The sequence below is a fragment of the Fictibacillus solisalsi genome, from assembly GCF_900103485.1.
GTDB lineage: Bacteria > Bacillota > Bacilli > Bacillales > Fictibacillaceae > Fictibacillus_C > Fictibacillus_C solisalsi.
The window spans coordinates 845650-859747 of record NZ_FNHW01000001.1; the positions used below are offsets into that span (position 1 = coordinate 845650).

Annotated in this window: 18 protein-coding genes; 11 read left to right on the top strand and 7 right to left on the bottom strand. The window is 42.1% G+C overall.

Going from position 1 to position 14098, the window contains the following annotated elements; translation table 11 throughout:
• Positions 1-2: 2 nt before the first annotated feature.
• Positions 3-1415 carry a dihydrolipoyl dehydrogenase gene (lpdA, locus tag BLT53_RS04430; protein WP_090233079.1) on the top strand — a complete coding sequence of 471 codons (1413 nt, stop codon included), beginning with the start codon at positions 3-5 and terminating at the stop codon, positions 1413-1415.
• Between the two features lie 585 nt (positions 1416-2000).
• Here the strand turns inward: lpdA and BLT53_RS04435 are convergent.
• Positions 2001-2423 carry a DUF1885 family protein gene (locus tag BLT53_RS04435; protein ID WP_170834393.1) on the bottom strand — a complete coding sequence of 141 codons (423 nt, stop codon included), beginning with the start codon at positions 2421-2423 and terminating at the stop codon, positions 2001-2003.
• Between the two features lie 225 nt (positions 2424-2648).
• On the opposite strand from BLT53_RS04435, the gene BLT53_RS04440 reads away from it, so the two are divergent.
• Both BLT53_RS04440 and BLT53_RS04445 read left to right on the top strand, forming a co-directional pair.
• Positions 2649-2948, top strand: a complete 300-nt coding sequence (locus BLT53_RS04440; protein ID WP_090233082.1) for a DUF3055 domain-containing protein — start codon at positions 2649-2651, stop codon at positions 2946-2948.
• Between the two features lie 111 nt (positions 2949-3059).
• Complete coding sequence (locus BLT53_RS04445) at positions 3060-3179, top strand: GapA-binding peptide SR1P (protein ID WP_090233083.1); 120 nt, start codon at positions 3060-3062, stop codon at positions 3177-3179.
• An 81-nt stretch (positions 3180-3260) separates the two neighbouring features.
• Here the strand turns inward: BLT53_RS04445 and BLT53_RS04450 are convergent, their stop codons facing one another.
• Positions 3261-4739, bottom strand: a complete 1479-nt coding sequence (locus BLT53_RS04450) for an aminotransferase class I/II-fold pyridoxal phosphate-dependent enzyme (protein WP_090233085.1) — start codon at positions 4737-4739, stop codon at positions 3261-3263.
• 113 nt (positions 4740-4852) lie between these two features.
• Here BLT53_RS04450 and BLT53_RS04455 point away from each other — a divergent pair, with 113 nt between their 5' ends.
• Positions 4853-5839 carry an NAD(P)H-dependent flavin oxidoreductase gene (locus BLT53_RS04455; RefSeq protein WP_280138819.1) on the top strand — a complete coding sequence of 329 codons (987 nt, stop codon included), beginning with the start codon at positions 4853-4855 and terminating at the stop codon, positions 5837-5839.
• 83 nt (positions 5840-5922) lie between these two features.
• Here the strand turns inward: BLT53_RS04455 and BLT53_RS04460 are convergent, their stop codons facing one another.
• A complete protein-coding gene (locus BLT53_RS04460; RefSeq protein WP_090233088.1) occupies positions 5923-6567 on the bottom strand; it encodes a YktB family protein in 645 nt (214 codons plus the stop codon).
• A 204-nt stretch (positions 6568-6771) separates the two neighbouring features.
• On the opposite strand from BLT53_RS04460, the gene BLT53_RS04465 reads away from it, so the two are divergent.
• The 3 genes from BLT53_RS04465 to BLT53_RS04475 all read left to right on the top strand — a co-directional run bounded on the left by BLT53_RS04465 (position 6772) and on the right by BLT53_RS04475 (position 8403).
• Positions 6772-6960 carry a hypothetical protein gene (locus tag BLT53_RS04465; protein WP_061969159.1) on the top strand — a complete coding sequence of 63 codons (189 nt, stop codon included), beginning with the start codon at positions 6772-6774 and terminating at the stop codon, positions 6958-6960.
• A 164-nt stretch (positions 6961-7124) separates the two neighbouring features.
• A complete protein-coding gene (locus BLT53_RS04470) occupies positions 7125-7940 on the top strand; it encodes an inositol monophosphatase family protein (RefSeq protein ID WP_090233089.1) in 816 nt (271 codons plus the stop codon).
• Complete coding sequence (locus BLT53_RS04475; protein ID WP_090233091.1) at positions 7930-8403, top strand: GNAT family N-acetyltransferase; 474 nt, start codon at positions 7930-7932, stop codon at positions 8401-8403. The genes BLT53_RS04470 and BLT53_RS04475 overlap by 11 nt, the downstream gene beginning before the upstream one ends.
• Here BLT53_RS04475 and BLT53_RS04480 read toward each other — a convergent pair.
• Positions 8400-8585 carry a DUF5325 family protein gene (locus BLT53_RS04480; RefSeq protein WP_090233092.1) on the bottom strand — a complete coding sequence of 62 codons (186 nt, stop codon included), beginning with the start codon at positions 8583-8585 and terminating at the stop codon, positions 8400-8402. The genes BLT53_RS04475 and BLT53_RS04480 overlap by 4 nt on opposite strands.
• A 185-nt stretch (positions 8586-8770) precedes the next feature.
• Here BLT53_RS04480 and typA point away from each other — a divergent pair, with 185 nt between their 5' ends.
• Genes typA through BLT53_RS04495 form a run of 3 tightly spaced genes read left to right on the top strand, consistent with a single transcriptional unit; the run spans position 8771 to position 11251 of the window.
• On the top strand, positions 8771-10609 hold the full coding sequence (gene typA / locus BLT53_RS04485; protein WP_090233094.1) for a translational GTPase TypA: 1839 nt from the start codon (positions 8771-8773) through the stop codon (positions 10607-10609).
• Positions 10610-10652: 43 nt separating this feature from the next.
• Complete coding sequence (locus BLT53_RS04490) at positions 10653-10970, top strand: YlaH-like family protein (RefSeq protein WP_244520462.1); 318 nt, start codon at positions 10653-10655, stop codon at positions 10968-10970.
• Positions 10971-10981: 11 nt separating this feature from the next.
• On the top strand, positions 10982-11251 hold the full coding sequence (locus BLT53_RS04495) for a hypothetical protein (RefSeq protein WP_170834235.1): 270 nt from the start codon (positions 10982-10984) through the stop codon (positions 11249-11251).
• 35 nt (positions 11252-11286) lie between these two features.
• Here BLT53_RS04495 and BLT53_RS04500 read toward each other — a convergent pair whose 3' ends face one another.
• Entirely contained in the window at positions 11287-11718 is a 432-nt protein-coding gene (locus tag BLT53_RS04500; RefSeq protein ID WP_090233098.1) for a hypothetical protein, read from the bottom strand.
• The gene (locus BLT53_RS04505) at positions 11708-11908 is read right to left on the bottom strand and encodes a YlaI family protein (protein ID WP_090233099.1); all 201 of its coding nucleotides are present in this window, start codon (positions 11906-11908) and stop codon (positions 11708-11710) included. The genes BLT53_RS04500 and BLT53_RS04505 overlap by 11 nt, the downstream gene beginning before the upstream one ends.
• Before the next feature lie 286 nt (positions 11909-12194).
• On the opposite strand from BLT53_RS04505, the gene BLT53_RS04510 reads away from it, so the two are divergent.
• On the top strand, positions 12195-13526 hold the full coding sequence (locus BLT53_RS04510) for a PhoH family protein (protein ID WP_090233101.1): 1332 nt from the start codon (positions 12195-12197) through the stop codon (positions 13524-13526).
• Positions 13527-13564: 38 nt separating this feature from the next.
• Here BLT53_RS04510 and BLT53_RS04515 read toward each other — a convergent pair whose 3' ends face one another.
• A complete protein-coding gene (locus BLT53_RS04515) occupies positions 13565-14062 on the bottom strand; it encodes a molybdopterin-binding protein (protein WP_090233102.1) in 498 nt (165 codons plus the stop codon).
• Positions 14063-14098: the final 36 nt, after the last annotated feature.

The window sequence follows — 14098 nt, forward strand, 5'->3', positions numbered from 1 at the left end:
AAATGGTTGTAGGTGATTTTCCGATTGAATTAGACACACTCGTAATTGGTTCCGGCCCTGGGGGATATGTGGCTGCGATCCGTGCTGCACAGCTTGGCCAAAAGGTTGCTGTTGCAGAAAAAGGTGAAATGGGCGGCGTATGCTTGAACGTTGGATGTATTCCTTCAAAAGCTTTGATCAATGCTGGACACCGTGTAGAACATGCCAAGCATTCCGATGACATGGGAATTTCAGCAGAGAATGTAACTGTTGATTTTGGCAAGGTTCAAGAATGGAAATCCGGTATTGTGAAAAAGTTGACTTCCGGAGTTCAAGGTTTACTTAAAGGAAATAAAGCGGAAATCATTCGCGGGGAAGCTTATTTCGTTAATGAAAACACTGTACGCATCATGGATGAAAAATCATCTCAAACATATACTTTCAAAAATTGCATCATTGCAACAGGTTCTCGTCCGATCGAAATTCCTGGATTCAAATGGAGTGACCGTGTCATTTCATCAACAGGAGCACTTGCTCTTCAGGAAGTTCCTAAAAAGATGGTAGTTATCGGCGGTGGATACATCGGTATGGAGCTCGGAACTGCTTTTGCAAACTTTGGCACGGAAATTACGGTGCTTGAAGGAAGCAAACAAATCCTTCCTGGCTTCGAAAAACAAATGAGCCAAGTGGTATCAAAACGTCTGAAGAAAAAAGGCAATGTAGAAGTGTTTACACAAGCTCTTGCCAAAGGCGTTGAAGAAACAAAAGATGGAGTTACAGTAACAGCTGAAATCAAAGGTGAAACAAAAACCTTTGAAGCAGATTATGTATTGGTTACTGTAGGACGCCGTCCAAACACAGAAGAACTTGGCCTTGAACAAGTAGGCATTGAAATGACTGAGCGTGGATTAATCAAGATCGATAAGCAATGCCAAACAAATGTTAAAGGCATTTATGCAATTGGTGATATCGTTGAAGGACCTGCTCTTGCTCATAAAGCTTCTTATGAAGGTAAGATTGCGGCTGAGGCGATCAGTGGCCATCCTTCTGAAATCGACTATCTCGCCATTCCGGCTGTAGTATTTACAGATCCTGAATTGGCTACCGTCGGCTATGATGAAAAAAGCGCAAAAGAAGCTGGATTTGAAGTAAAAGCTTCCAAGTTCCCATTTGCTGCAAACGGACGTGCTCTTTCCATGAACGAAACTGATGGCTTCATGAAACTGATCACTCGTGCTGAAGATGGATTGCTTCTTGGTGCACAAATCGCAGGTGGTAACGCCTCCGATATGATCGCTGAACTTGGACTTGCGATTGAAGCTGGAATGACAGCAGAAGACATTGCAATGACCATTCATGCTCACCCAACATTCGGTGAGATTTCCATGGAAGCAGCGGAAGTTGCTCTTGGTTCTCCAATTCATATTGTTAAATAAAAGTTCTTATAGAAAAAACCTTCCCGCTTGGGAAGGTTTTTTGTTTGTTTCATAAAAAAAGCGGTCCAGGGTATCCAGGAGCCGCTTTTTATCCTGTTTTATGGGTTGAATGCAGCTATGAAGCATAAAGTGGATAGGGGGGATGTCTATGAAAACCTTTAGTAAACTGTCTTTGCTTCATGTCCTCTTATGGGCAGGTTATTTTACAGTTATTGAACTGTCTCAACACGATAGGTCATTTTTTGAAGTGATTTTATTTTTCATGTTTTTGTACTTCTCTTATTTATTATCTGAACGTGTGTGTGAATCCACATCTTCAGCGCTAAAGAGTACAATATGTTCTTCCTTTTTGTTTCTTGCTACTAAAATATCAATGTTGTCATTTGCACTTTTGCTCTGCTTGCCATATTTGGGCGAGGTTTTCACTCAGTATTATACAAATTAGTACATCATCTATTAATACAAAGGCACTCGTCTGCAGAACTTCAGACCTCCTGAACAGGGCAGAATGGCAGATACTACATCCTGTTCATTACCCGGATGAGTTTTGCTTTGTGGGAGACTATAGCTTTTACAAGGCGTTTATTATTTTCTTTTATAGTAATACATAATTCTCCCATTAAATAAATGTAGTTCAGCATCCAGATGCTTGGCGAGGAACTTGCAGAATTCATTTGCTTTCCCTTTATCTCCATGGGTAAACCCTTCAGGAAGAGTGATTTGTATGTACGAAGCAGATGAATCATTTTCCGGGTCCTGATCTACTCCAACCATAATGTATTTAAACCGTTCTTTTTCCGGACTGCTTAAATAAAACCATTGGCCTTTTGCATGGCTTTTCTCTTCAATGGTATAGGGAAAAGCGGATTCCCCGTATTGCCAACCCAGCTGGGATCCGGTTTTACAAGTAATGTCTTTGTAATAGCGGAAAAGATCTTTAACTTCCTCGATCGTAATGGTTTGGTACTTTGAAGCCGGTACTAATTTAATATAAGCATTTTCCTGCAATGTAAATCCCCGCCTTCCTGTAAATTCTTCATTAATCAGCATAGTAAATCCCTATTAAGTTTATCATTATTTTAAATATTTTGACAATACGGGTTTATGAGTGGAGACAGAGGGGAAAAAGATATAAATTGGAAGATGTTATAAAACACATTTCAGCGAATATAGTTGTGATATATTGCAAGCATAGCAGCCCGCTTTACGAATGAATTTAAAGGAGGGGTTACTGTGGAAATTTTTGAAAAGCTATACGATGAACAAGAGAATGTGGGAGTCAGATTCGTTGGTTTTACAACGGAAGATGTTCGGTATGATTTTGGAATTGTTCACACGAATATGTTTTTCGGAAAGCCGCTGGTCATCTGTATGCAGACAGGGCGTTCTGCACTTTTAGATGCCAATGACTTGCAAAATTATGAATACTTGCAACGGGTATTCCAAATTCATTCTTTAAAAGAAGCAAAAGATCTGTCCTTATTTTTTGAAGAGTCGGTTCCCCACATACCTGCTTCAGAACAATACGATTAATTATCCTAATTAATGAATGTGTCACACTAATTAAGGGTTGACAAAATTAATGTGACATAATAATATGGATTTAAGAATAACAGCGCTTACATGAAAAGGAGATGTTTTGTGATGGGAGAAATCATTTGCCAAACATGTGATAACACTATCGAACATTTTGAAGACGAAAAAGTAACGAAACTATATTCCAATAAATGCCCGAACTGCTCAAATACAAACGAAGAAAAATAAGAAAGATAAAGGACCCGGCTTACGAGAAGCCGGGTCCTTTACTACCGAAAAACACCCGGATGTTTATCCGGGCGTTTGTACTTAGCGAATCGCGATATGCTCTTTAATGACTTTGATCATTTTTAATTCCGGATCTTCGGGCCCTTGTACAGGGAGACCGGCCTCAATCGTTTCTTTAACATAATTCAGGTTCTCTTGGGTGATAATTTCGCCCGGAATGAAAATCGGAATACCAGGAGGATACACCATCAGGAACTCAGCGATGATTCTTCCAGCGGATTCTTCAAATGGAATACTTTCCGTATCAGCATAAAAGGCATCGCGCGGTGACAAGGCAAGAACCGGGATATCGGGAACGTGGACCGGCAGTGGCTGAACCGGCTTACCGCCAGGAATTTTCCCGAAGTGTTCAGCCATTTCCTTTAATGCCTGAATAAGGACCATGATATTTCTTTCGTGGTCTGCGGTTGTTATCAAACAAAGGATATTATACAGATCGGAAAGTTCTACTTCGATGTTATGTTCCTCGCGGAGCCACACTTCTGCATCGTAACCTGTGATGCCAAGATCTTTTACTGAAATCAGCAGTTTTGTTGGATCAAGGTCATAGGTTGCTTCCTTTCCCAGTATTTCTTCTCCCACGCAGTATAGGAGGGGAATCTGATTGATTTTCTCTCTTGCCTCATTAGCCAATTTAATGGTTTTCTCAATAATGCTGTAACCTTCGGTAGCAAGACGTTTACGGGCTGTATCGAGTGATGCCAGCAGAATATAAGAAGTGGACGTGGTGGTTAGCATACTTAGTATGGTTTGCACGCGTTTTGCCGAAATAAGCCCTTCTTTTATATTCAGTATTGAACTTCCGGTCAATGAACCGCCTAACTTGTGAACAGAGGTCGCGGCCATGTCTGCTCCAGCCTGCATGGCTGACAGAGGCATTTTATCGTGGAAATGAATGAGTACACCATGAGCTTCATCCACGAGAACAGGAACATGATAGCTATGGGCAATGTCCACAATCTCGCTTAGGTTGGCTGAAATGCCATAATACGTTGGATTGATGACAAGAACTGCTTTGGCATCGGGGTTTTGCTCAAGCGCCTTTTTCACACTCTGAGGAGTTATACCGTGAGAGATTCCTAAATCCCTGTCAATTTCAGGATGAATGAAAACAGGAGTGGCTCCTGAAAAAACGATCGCTGTCATGATGGATTTATGCACATTGCGCGGGACGATAATTTTATCTCCCGGCGAAACAACGGACATAATCATTGTCATAATGGCGCCGCTTGTCCCCTGGACAGAAAAAAACGTATGATCCGCTCCGAATGCCTGGGCAGCAAGATCCTGCGCCTGCTTAATCATTCCTTTAGGCTGGTGAAGATCATCAAGTGGTGCAATATTGATCAAATCAATGGATAATGCGTTTTCACCGATAAAATCCCTGAATTCAGGATCCATTCCCTGGCCTTTTTTATGACCGGGAATATGGAATTGGTAAGGGTTACGTTTGGCATGTTCTTTCAGGCCGGTAAATAAAGGAGTTTCGTGTTGTGACAATTCAGACACCTCATCTATAATGAACTTAATACATTTTATTCGTACATAGTAAAACAAAAGACAGTATATCAGATTCTAACAGTTTTGTATGCAAAGAAAACCAAAAAAGATGGATAGGGGAGAAAAAGAGGATGAATACGAAAATCACGGAAATGCTGGGCACACGATATCCCATTATACAAGGAGGCTTGGCCTACCTTGCATATTCTAGGCTTGCTTCCGCCGTGTCCAATGCCGGGGGCCTAGGACAAATCACCGCCATGTCACTTGATACTCCTGCTCATTTAAAAGAAGAAATCAGAAAAACAAAAGAAATGACGCCGTTTCCTTTCGGGGTGAATTTTGCCATCGGTCAGCATGGCCGCCCCTACGGGCATATGGTGGAAGCTGCAGTTGAAGAAAGCGTCCCGGTCATCAGTATGACAGGCGGAAACCCTGCGGGAATTTTTCGGATGCTAGAAGGAATATCCGTTAAAAAACTAGTTCTTGTGGCCTCAGTCAGGCAGGCTGTTAAAGCAGAACAGCTTGGTGCGGACGCAGTTATGGCAGTCGGTCAGGAAGGTGGGGGGCATATTGGCAGAGACGATATCGGAACCATGGTCCTCATACCGCAGATTGTCGATGCGGTGTCGATTCCGGTTATTGCATCAGGCGGAATAGGGGATGGCAGAGGTTTGATGGCAGCGTTGGCCCTTGGAGCGGAAGGCATTGAAATGGGTACTAGGTTTATTGCCACAAAGGAATGTGAGCACGCCCATCCATCTTATAAAGAGGCACTTGTTAACGGCCATGAAACGGATACGGCCGTCATAAAACGAAAACTGGGGGCGCCTGGAAGGGCTGTCGCCAACAGCTGGACCAACCTCATTCTCACACGTGAGGAAGAGGGTGCTGCATATGAAGATTTGAAGGACCTGATTAGTGGGGAGCGGAATAAAAGTTATATCTATGAAGGAAAAGCAGATGAAGGATTTGGGTGGGCCGGCCAGGTAATGGGAAGAATTCATGATGTTCCTTCAGTGAAGGAACTGATGGACAGAATAATAGGTGAGGCAATCGATATACGCAGTAAATGGGCAAAGGTTGGACTGGAAAAATAAAAAACAATCTACCCAAACATTTTTTTTAGCCAACAATATAATGGTGGTAAGAAGAGGAGAAACCTTCTCCCCCTCTTGCCAAATCAACCTTCTTGGGAATATATTTTCTTTTTCAGCTGATACAGAGGCATAAGGGTCTGGAAAACAGAATCCGCTTTATGGATAAACGTGTCACCGTCCATCCGTATAGCTTCCTCTTTTGGAATATGTATTCCACACAGAAGTTCAGCTTTTTTTACATTAGCCAAGGAATTAATAAAATCAGAAAGTTTGCCGTTTTTCACATCAAGGTGTGAAAAGGCATCTGGCTTCATGTGATCTTGTGACCAGACAAAGTTATCAGGGATATTCTTATTTATTGAATCCATCTCTTTTTTTAATAACGCTGCAAATTCCTTTTTTACGGGAGATTCATAAATGACAGCAAACCAGATGAAAATATGGGTTTCAAAAAGCCCGATCTGGAAATGAGGAAGCTTTTTGTAGCCGCGGTTGCTGCTTGAGAAGGCCACCCACGTATCATTGGGAGGATTGACGGTTCTGCGGGCATGTTTAGCCACATGATAAAACATTTCTTCTCCAGTGGATGATGAAAGTTCCGCAGCAAAGTGTTTTCCCAGCTCCTCCAATTTCGGTCTGACCCGTTCGATCAGTTTCTCCATTCTCGCCTCTAGGCCATCAATGGCAAATACAGAAAAATCTTTCTCATTAAATCCATCAAATTGCATTGTCTTTCCTCCTGCTAAAAAAACGTAATTGTCATTCAGGTTAGTAGTTTACCACAGTTCGCAATATATGCTACTTTTATATAATTTTATTTTAAAAAGAGAATAAGGTTGCATTAAGCCAAAGTGAATCATAAGATAGAAGACAATATCCAAAATCAGAATATTTAGTATTCTCACAAAAGAAAGAAAGGATGTGGAAAGTGTATGAAACAAGTCATTCAAACCTTAAAACGAACGGATGCAGAACGCAGAATCCCTGTATTAAAACTTGAAATCGACTATGAATTGTCCACCCTTTTCGATGCGCTGCAAAATAAAAACACAAAACAAATCAATGAGTCGAAGCGCAAGCTGGAGAAATTACGTCAAGAGCTAGTGAGACTAGAGGCATGATCACAACTGACACAGGGTGAAAAAACGAACCTGATCTTATGCAGGGTCGTTTTTTTTGGTGTGGGGGCAGCCTTCTTTTTTCAATAAGCATTGTTTGGTTATGTTGGGGGCAAGTAGTGGTAACATATAGTAAAGGAAACACGAGACAAGGAGTGGATATAAAAATGGATAGCGCAAAGCTGACAGAACTTTATGAAACGGCAAAAAGCTGGGTGTTTGAGGCTGGTGAAGTCATTAAGCGTTCGTTTTCAAGCGAATTAAACATTACATACAAATCACATGCTGCGGATCTTGTGACGGATATGGATAAGGGGATTGAACAGTTTTTTATTGATAAAATAAAAAATAAATACCCGGATCATGAAATTTTAGGTGAAGAGGGTTATGGGGACAAGGTTAAAAACCTCGACGGCACAGTTTGGATTATTGACCCGATTGACGGTACAACAAACTTTGTTCACCAACAATTGAACTTTGCCATTTCGGTCGGCGTGTTTCATGACGGAGAAGAAAAGCTGGCGTTCATATATGATGTCGTTCGCAATGAGCTGTTTCACTGCAAGGCGGGGGAAGGGCTGTATCTCAATGAAGAAAAATTGCCGCGGCTGGAAGAAACCACACTTGATAAGTCGGTGATTGGCCTGAATGCGACATGGATTACCCCAAACCCGAAAATTGATCATCAGCTCCTCTTGCCATTGGTCAGAAAATCACGTGGAACACGATCGTATGGAACTGCAGCCATTGAGCTTGCATATGTGGCATGCGGACGCCTGGATGCATATGTGACATTGAGACTGTCGCCATGGGATTTTGCTGCTGGCTATATTTTAATTAAAGAAGCAGGCGGGATGATCTCCGATGTAAATGGGAAGGCAGTCAATGTGCTCGATAAAACAAGCATTTTCGCAGCAAAGCCTTCCTTGCATCAGGAAATTCTTGGTCTCATTTCACCAGGAACAAGTACAAATGGACAGTAGGCCGCTTGTCAAAGAAGATCTTCCTTTTTTTAAGAAAATGATTCTCTCTTCTCCTCGCTGGCTGAAGGAAGAAGGGCTGACAGGTAACGAAAGTGAATATGAGCTTGAAACCTATATGAAAACGTATGATCAGACGGGTGGGGAATGGCTGATCTGGGGTTTAAACGGAGAAAAAATAGGAGCAACGTATCTTGTATACGCTGCTCCTTCTAATGGAAAGCCGTGGCTTGGTACCCTTCTTGTTGACCCTGAAAAGAGAAACCAGGGTCACGCCCGGGAAATCCTGGCTGAATGCTGCAGAAAAGTGGAAACCCTAAGTTCTGTTCTTTTTTCTTCCGCACCTGTCTTAAACCAGGACTGGATTCTATTTTTAAACAGGAACGGTTTTGAGCAAATAGGTCTGGAAAAAGATGAAAGCGGAAAAGAATATATTAAGTTCGCTAAAACAGTTTCTCCGGCTTAAGCGTTGTTTCTTTCTCTGAACTTTTTTTTCAAAGAAAAGCCAAAGCCCATAAGGAAGAAGACAGCGACTATAGCTATAATGGCGATGAGCCAGCTGTTTTGTCCTATTGCCACACCGAGAAGTGCAATACTGAACGTCGTTAATACGGCGATCACTAAAAAAATGATATTTTCAACTTTCATGATAAACCCTCCAATCCTCCGCATTATATGTATAGTGTAACTAATTTTTCAAAAAAGAAAAAGATTGTTGTACTTTGTGGTATAATAGTAAAGTTGAAAACCAATAACCAAATTGAGAAAAAATATCCAGACTGGCACTGGGAATTTTATAAATAAAAAGATAGGATCTTTAAGGAGAGATTACTTTGGATTTAAGAACAGACATTAAGAACATCGCGATTATCGCGCACGTTGACCATGGGAAAACAACACTCGTGGACCAAATGCTTCATCAGTCAGGAACATTCCGTTCGAATGAACATGTAAATGAACGGGCTATGGACTCCAATGACCTTGAGAAAGAACGTGGGATTACCATCCTTGCTAAAAATACAGCCATCAATTATGAAGGTACACGTATTAACATTATGGATACACCAGGACACGCCGATTTCGGTGGAGAAGTTGAACGTATCATGAAAATGGTGGATGGTGTCCTTTTGGTGGTTGATGCCTATGAAGGATGCATGCCGCAAACCCGCTTTGTTTTGAAAAAAGCGCTTGAGCAAAAACTTACTCCTATTGTGGTCGTAAATAAAATTGACCGTGATTTCGCACGTCCTGAAGAAGTGGTTGATGAAGTGATCGACTTGTTTATCGAATTAGGTGCTGATGAAGACCAGCTGGAGTTCCCGGTTGTATATGCTTCAGCCATTAACGGTACCGCAAGCAATGACCCTGGTCAGCAGGATGAAAACATGAAAGCTCTCTTTGATTCCATCATTGAGAATATCCCTTCTCCAGTTGATAACAGTGCTGAACCGCTTCAATTCCAAGTCGCACTGCTGGATTATAATGACTACCTTGGTCGTATTGGAATCGGCCGTGTATTCAGAGGAACCATGCATGTCGGCCAGTCGGTATCACTTATGAAGCTTGATGGGTCACTGAAAAAATTCCGTGTAACCAAAATATTTGGTTTCTTGGGGCTAAAGCGCGTTGAAATTCAGGAAGCTAAAGCGGGAGACCTTGTCGCTGTTTCCGGAATGGAAGAAATCAATGTCGGCGAAACGGTTTGTCCTGAAGGCCAGGAGGAAGCACTTCCGGTTCTTCGCATTGATGAGCCTACGTTGAAAATGACCTTCTTAGTAAACAACTCCCCATTTGCTGGACGTGAAGGGAAATATGTAACAGCTCGAAAAATTGAAGAACGTCTTCGTTCCCAGCTGGAAACAGATGTATCTTTACGAGTGGATAACACAGATTCCCCGGATGCATGGATTGTCTCAGGACGTGGTGAATTGCATCTTTCCATCCTGATTGAAAACATGAGACGAGAAGGCTACGAACTTCAAGTTTCAAAGCCGGAAGTTATCGTACGAATGATTGATGGCGTTCAGTCTGAACCGGTAGAACGTGTACAAATTGATGTGCCTGAAGAATACACCGGAGCGGTTATGGAATCCCTTGGTGCCCGAAAAGGTGAAATGTTAAATATGATCAACAACGGATCTGGTCAAGTAAGACTTGAATTTATGGTTCCAGCTCGTGGATTGATTGGTTATTCAACTGAGTTCCTCTCCCAAACCCGTGGATATGGAATCCTGAACCATACATTCGACAGCTACCAGCCCATTCACCAGGGACAGGTCGGAGGACGCAGACAAGGTGTTCTTGTATCAATGGAACACGGTAAAGCCAGCCAGTACGGTATTCTTAACGTAGAGGACCGCGGAACGATCTTCGTTGAACCAGGAACTGAAGTTTATGAAGGAATGGTCGTCGGAGAGCATACTCGTGAAAATGATATTACAGTTAACATTACGAAAGTGAAGCAAATGACAAACATGCGTTCCGCTAACAAAGACCAAACTGTAAGCATGAAAAAACCGCGTGTTATGTCCCTTGAAGAATCATTGGAATATCTGAACGAAGATGAATACTGTGAGGTAACACCGGAGAGCATCCGTCTTCGTAAAAAAATCCTTGATAAAAATGAGCGTGAACGAATGGCCAAGAAGAACAAACTAGCCAATCAAAATTAATGATGTTTCGGGTGGGGTGTAAGTGATGAATGATAAAAAAGTCATGTCTGCGACGGGTGAAGATTCTTCCCCCATCGCTCTTCTTTTAGGAATTAATGAACATCCAGTTGCAGGATTCTTTTTGCTTTATTTGGTGATCACACTGTTGACAATTCTAGTCTATAAGCTCGGATTTGCCAAAAAGCTTCCTCCATTGAAGTCAGCAGTTATATATGTTCTGTTGGTGCTTGGATGTTTTCCGCTCACGTTTTTTGGAATCGGACTTCCGGTAGCCGAAGGGCTGCTATGTGCAGCAGCTGTGCTTATCATTTATAAAATCCGTCTGCATCAAAGCAAACGCAATAAAGCCGAAAACCTTTAAGGAGAAAAATTATGACCTTGCAGGACGCGCTTTACAACTGGCTGAGTATCAAAAAAGTAGCGGAGCATCGACCAGAAGATCAAGCTGCAAAAGATACCCTTCAGTTTTTTGACGAGATTTTGCGTGAAGATCACCATGTGTCAATCCTTTCCGTTCATTTGCAGGAAGAGAACTATGAAGTGGGATACATGATTGAAACCACCCACTACAAAAAATCATTCCCCCGTGACTACATTAATGCTTTATGGGAATCCATTGAAGCAGAACCAAAATATAATTAAAAGAAAAACGCCCTGATTATGGAAAACGATCCATGTCACGGCGTTTTTTTCTTTTGAATCAGACGTCCCAAAACGACGGCATACAGCACATGCCCCGAAAACCAGAACAGGATGGCCGCCCAGTCATTCACAGCAGGTGTGGTGGTGACCGAAACAAGAGTCAGGGGAAAGTATAAAAAGGCAGCGAACAGGCTGATCGAAAAGGCAACCGGAAGGGCTCCCCATGCAAGGCCGCAGCCGAGAAAAAGGGCGATTACCCCTATCACACATGAGACAAGCAAATGCACTAAAAACTGGGACCATTCTGAAGAGAAAGCCGGAAGAAGGAATGGAAGGAAATCAATATTGGTGAGAAGAGTGTAAACACGTATACCCGTTAACAGTTGTACACCCAGAAGAAAAAGGCCCAACACACAGCCAGAAAAAAAGCCAGCCCACAGGCCGGCGTCAACTGATTTACCATTCATTTTCTTTGGCAGGTGTCCGGTACAAAAGAAAATTTCCGGTCGCTATTCTTTTATTGGTTTTATCAGTAATCCGTTCTTGGCACTTTTCACACATAAAGGTATGGATCGGCCGGTTTCTCAGCCGCTTGGCGAGTGAGGATTGATCTTCAATGGATTGAATCGTATCACACAATACACATTTTACACGCATAATTAAATCACCTCTATTTTTTGGTGCTGTCATTATTATAGCAAATAATGGGCGCTACGCACCAATCATTCTCTGAATGGTCCGAAAACAAGAGTTTTAAATGCTATCGGTTCTTTTTTCTGTAATTTCCCTTGATTTCTTCTAACTTTATTGCTGTGTTCATACATTAGATTATAGTCCGTCCGGGAGGGCCCATGCTGCCCCCGGCCCTGCAATACGCATTACCTTTCCTTTTTTTATTTAACACTGCCCATTCTTAACCAATAATGTCAGGAGGCTGTGTGGATTGGATAAAATATATGTCCTTGATACTAACGTTCTTTTACAGGATCCCCATTCTATATTTTCATTTGGCAATCACGAAGTGGTAATCCCGGCAATTGTACTAGAGGAAGTGGATTCGAAAAAAAGATACATGGATGAAATCGGAAGAAACGCACGTGAAGTATCAAGGCTGATCGACAAGTTAAGAATTAAGGGGAAGCTTCATGAAAATGTTCCGCTGGAGAATGGCGGTACGTTGCGCGTGGAACTGAATCATAAATCGTTCCAGAGACTTCAGGAAACCTTCTCAGAACATACAAATGATAACCGGATCCTTGCTGTTACGCTGAACTTGGCAGTTGAAGAAAAAGGAAAGGAAAATGGGAAAGAGGTTATTCTGGTCAGTAAAGATGTTCTTGTAAGAGTAAAAGCTGACGCCCTCGGCATTCAGGCGGAAGATTTTTTAAGTGATCGAGTGGTGGACAGGGATGAACAAACGTACCTTGGGTACAAAGAAATTTATGTAGCAAGCGAAGTGCTCGATAAATTCTACGAAAAGCATGAACTGGCTACGATCGAAATTGCCAATCATTCCTTCTATCCTCACCAGTTTCTGATTATGAAAGATCTGTACAGAAGCTCAGTTTCAGCCCTGGCAAGGGTGGAGGATAATGGCAAGAAAATCAAACCCCTTCTGTTTGACGGGGATTCAGTATGGGGGATCAAGCCGCGAAATGTCCAGCAAAAGATGGCGATTGAATTGCTTTTGAGAAAAGATGTGCACCTGGTGACGCTGATCGGTAAGGCGGGAACGGGGAAAACACTCTTAACACTGGCAGCGGGCTTGCTTCAAACCGAAGACCTGAAGAATTATATTAAACTGTTTATTGCAAGGCCAATCGTTCCTGTAGGGAAAGATATTGGATATCTCCCGGGAGAAAAGGATGAGAAGCTGAAGCCGTGGATGCAGCCTATCTACGATAATCTGGAGTATTTGTTTAATGCGAAGAAACAGGGAGAGCTTGAAAAAATATTGGCTGGAATCGGCTCCATTCACGTCGAAGCGTTAACCTATATACGAGGCAGAAGCCTTCCAGATCAATTTATCATCATCGATGAAGCGCAAAATCTGACCAAGCATGAGGTGAAGACCATCCTGACAAGAGTGGGTGAAGGAAGCAAAGTCATCCTGTTGGGAGATCCAAAGCAAATTGATCATCCATATTTGGATGAGTTTACAAACGGACTTACGTATGTAGTTGAAAAATTCAAAGACCAAAGCATTAGCGGTCATGTAAGACTCGAAAAGGGTGAACGATCCAGCCTGGCGCAGCTGGCAGCCGATTTACTTTAATCCGGATATTAAATAAACCTGATGCAGGTGCATCAGGTTTATTTAATAATAAATTTACGGATATTTTTTATTGGGTTATCCTTGTTTCTTCCATCTCCATAATAAAAATGGACCGGTCCGTCTTCTCTTAGCGGTTTTCCTTCTAGAGAGAATCCCAATATAGCCTTCATGCCCTCTTCCAACGGCAGTTCCACATTTTCATCATCTGACTGCACTTCAAGGACAGTAGCATTGGCATCAGGTTCGGCATTTTTAATAAAATGGGACAGGGCAATGGCAAATGTACCGGTTGAAATCGTTTCTTTTAACGATTTATTGGGTTTGTTTTTCTTTTCTGGAGGTGCAGAGCCTTCTATCAATTCTCTGTCCCAATGGGAGGATACTGCTTTTAAATATTTTTCCTCTTCGGTTTCCAGATCTTCATCGCGGTCAAAATAAGTGGTCAGGTCAAACTTTCTCTCATCGAAAATAAAAACACCCGGATCAATGGCAAGTTTGTATTTTACGTTTCCCGTCATTTCCAGAACAAAATCCATAGTACCAAGCTCCTATATGTTGTATAGTAATGTTAT

What these genes read in the sequence shown, in the direction of transcription:
- BLT53_RS04495 (WP_170834235.1), top strand. Translation starts at nt 10,982, where the DNA reads ATGACCTTGCAGGACGCGCTTTACAACTGGCTGAGTATCAAAAAAGTA.
- BLT53_RS04460 (WP_090233088.1), bottom strand. Translation starts at nt 6,567, where the DNA reads ATGCAATTTGATGGATTTAATGAGAAAGATTTTTCTGTATTTGCCATT.
- BLT53_RS04475 (WP_090233091.1), top strand. Translation starts at nt 7,930, where the DNA reads ATGGACAGTAGGCCGCTTGTCAAAGAAGATCTTCCTTTTTTTAAGAAA.
- BLT53_RS04465 (WP_061969159.1), top strand. Translation starts at nt 6,772, where the DNA reads ATGAAACAAGTCATTCAAACCTTAAAACGAACGGATGCAGAACGCAGA.
- BLT53_RS04500 (WP_090233098.1), bottom strand. Translation starts at nt 11,718, where the DNA reads ATGAATGGTAAATCAGTTGACGCCGGCCTGTGGGCTGGCTTTTTTTCT.
- lpdA (WP_090233079.1), top strand. Translation starts at nt 3, where the DNA reads ATGGTTGTAGGTGATTTTCCGATTGAATTAGACACACTCGTAATTGGT.
- BLT53_RS04505 (WP_090233099.1), bottom strand. Translation starts at nt 11,908, where the DNA reads ATGCGTGTAAAATGTGTATTGTGTGATACGATTCAATCCATTGAAGAT.
- BLT53_RS04470 (WP_090233089.1), top strand. Translation starts at nt 7,125, where the DNA reads ATGGATAGCGCAAAGCTGACAGAACTTTATGAAACGGCAAAAAGCTGG.
- BLT53_RS04490 (WP_244520462.1), top strand. Translation starts at nt 10,653, where the DNA reads ATGTCTGCGACGGGTGAAGATTCTTCCCCCATCGCTCTTCTTTTAGGA.
- BLT53_RS04480 (WP_090233092.1), bottom strand. Translation starts at nt 8,585, where the DNA reads ATGAAAGTTGAAAATATCATTTTTTTAGTGATCGCCGTATTAACGACG.
- BLT53_RS04515 (WP_090233102.1), bottom strand. Translation starts at nt 14,062, where the DNA reads ATGGATTTTGTTCTGGAAATGACGGGAAACGTAAAATACAAACTTGCC.
- BLT53_RS04445 (WP_090233083.1), top strand. Translation starts at nt 3,060, where the DNA reads ATGGGAGAAATCATTTGCCAAACATGTGATAACACTATCGAACATTTT.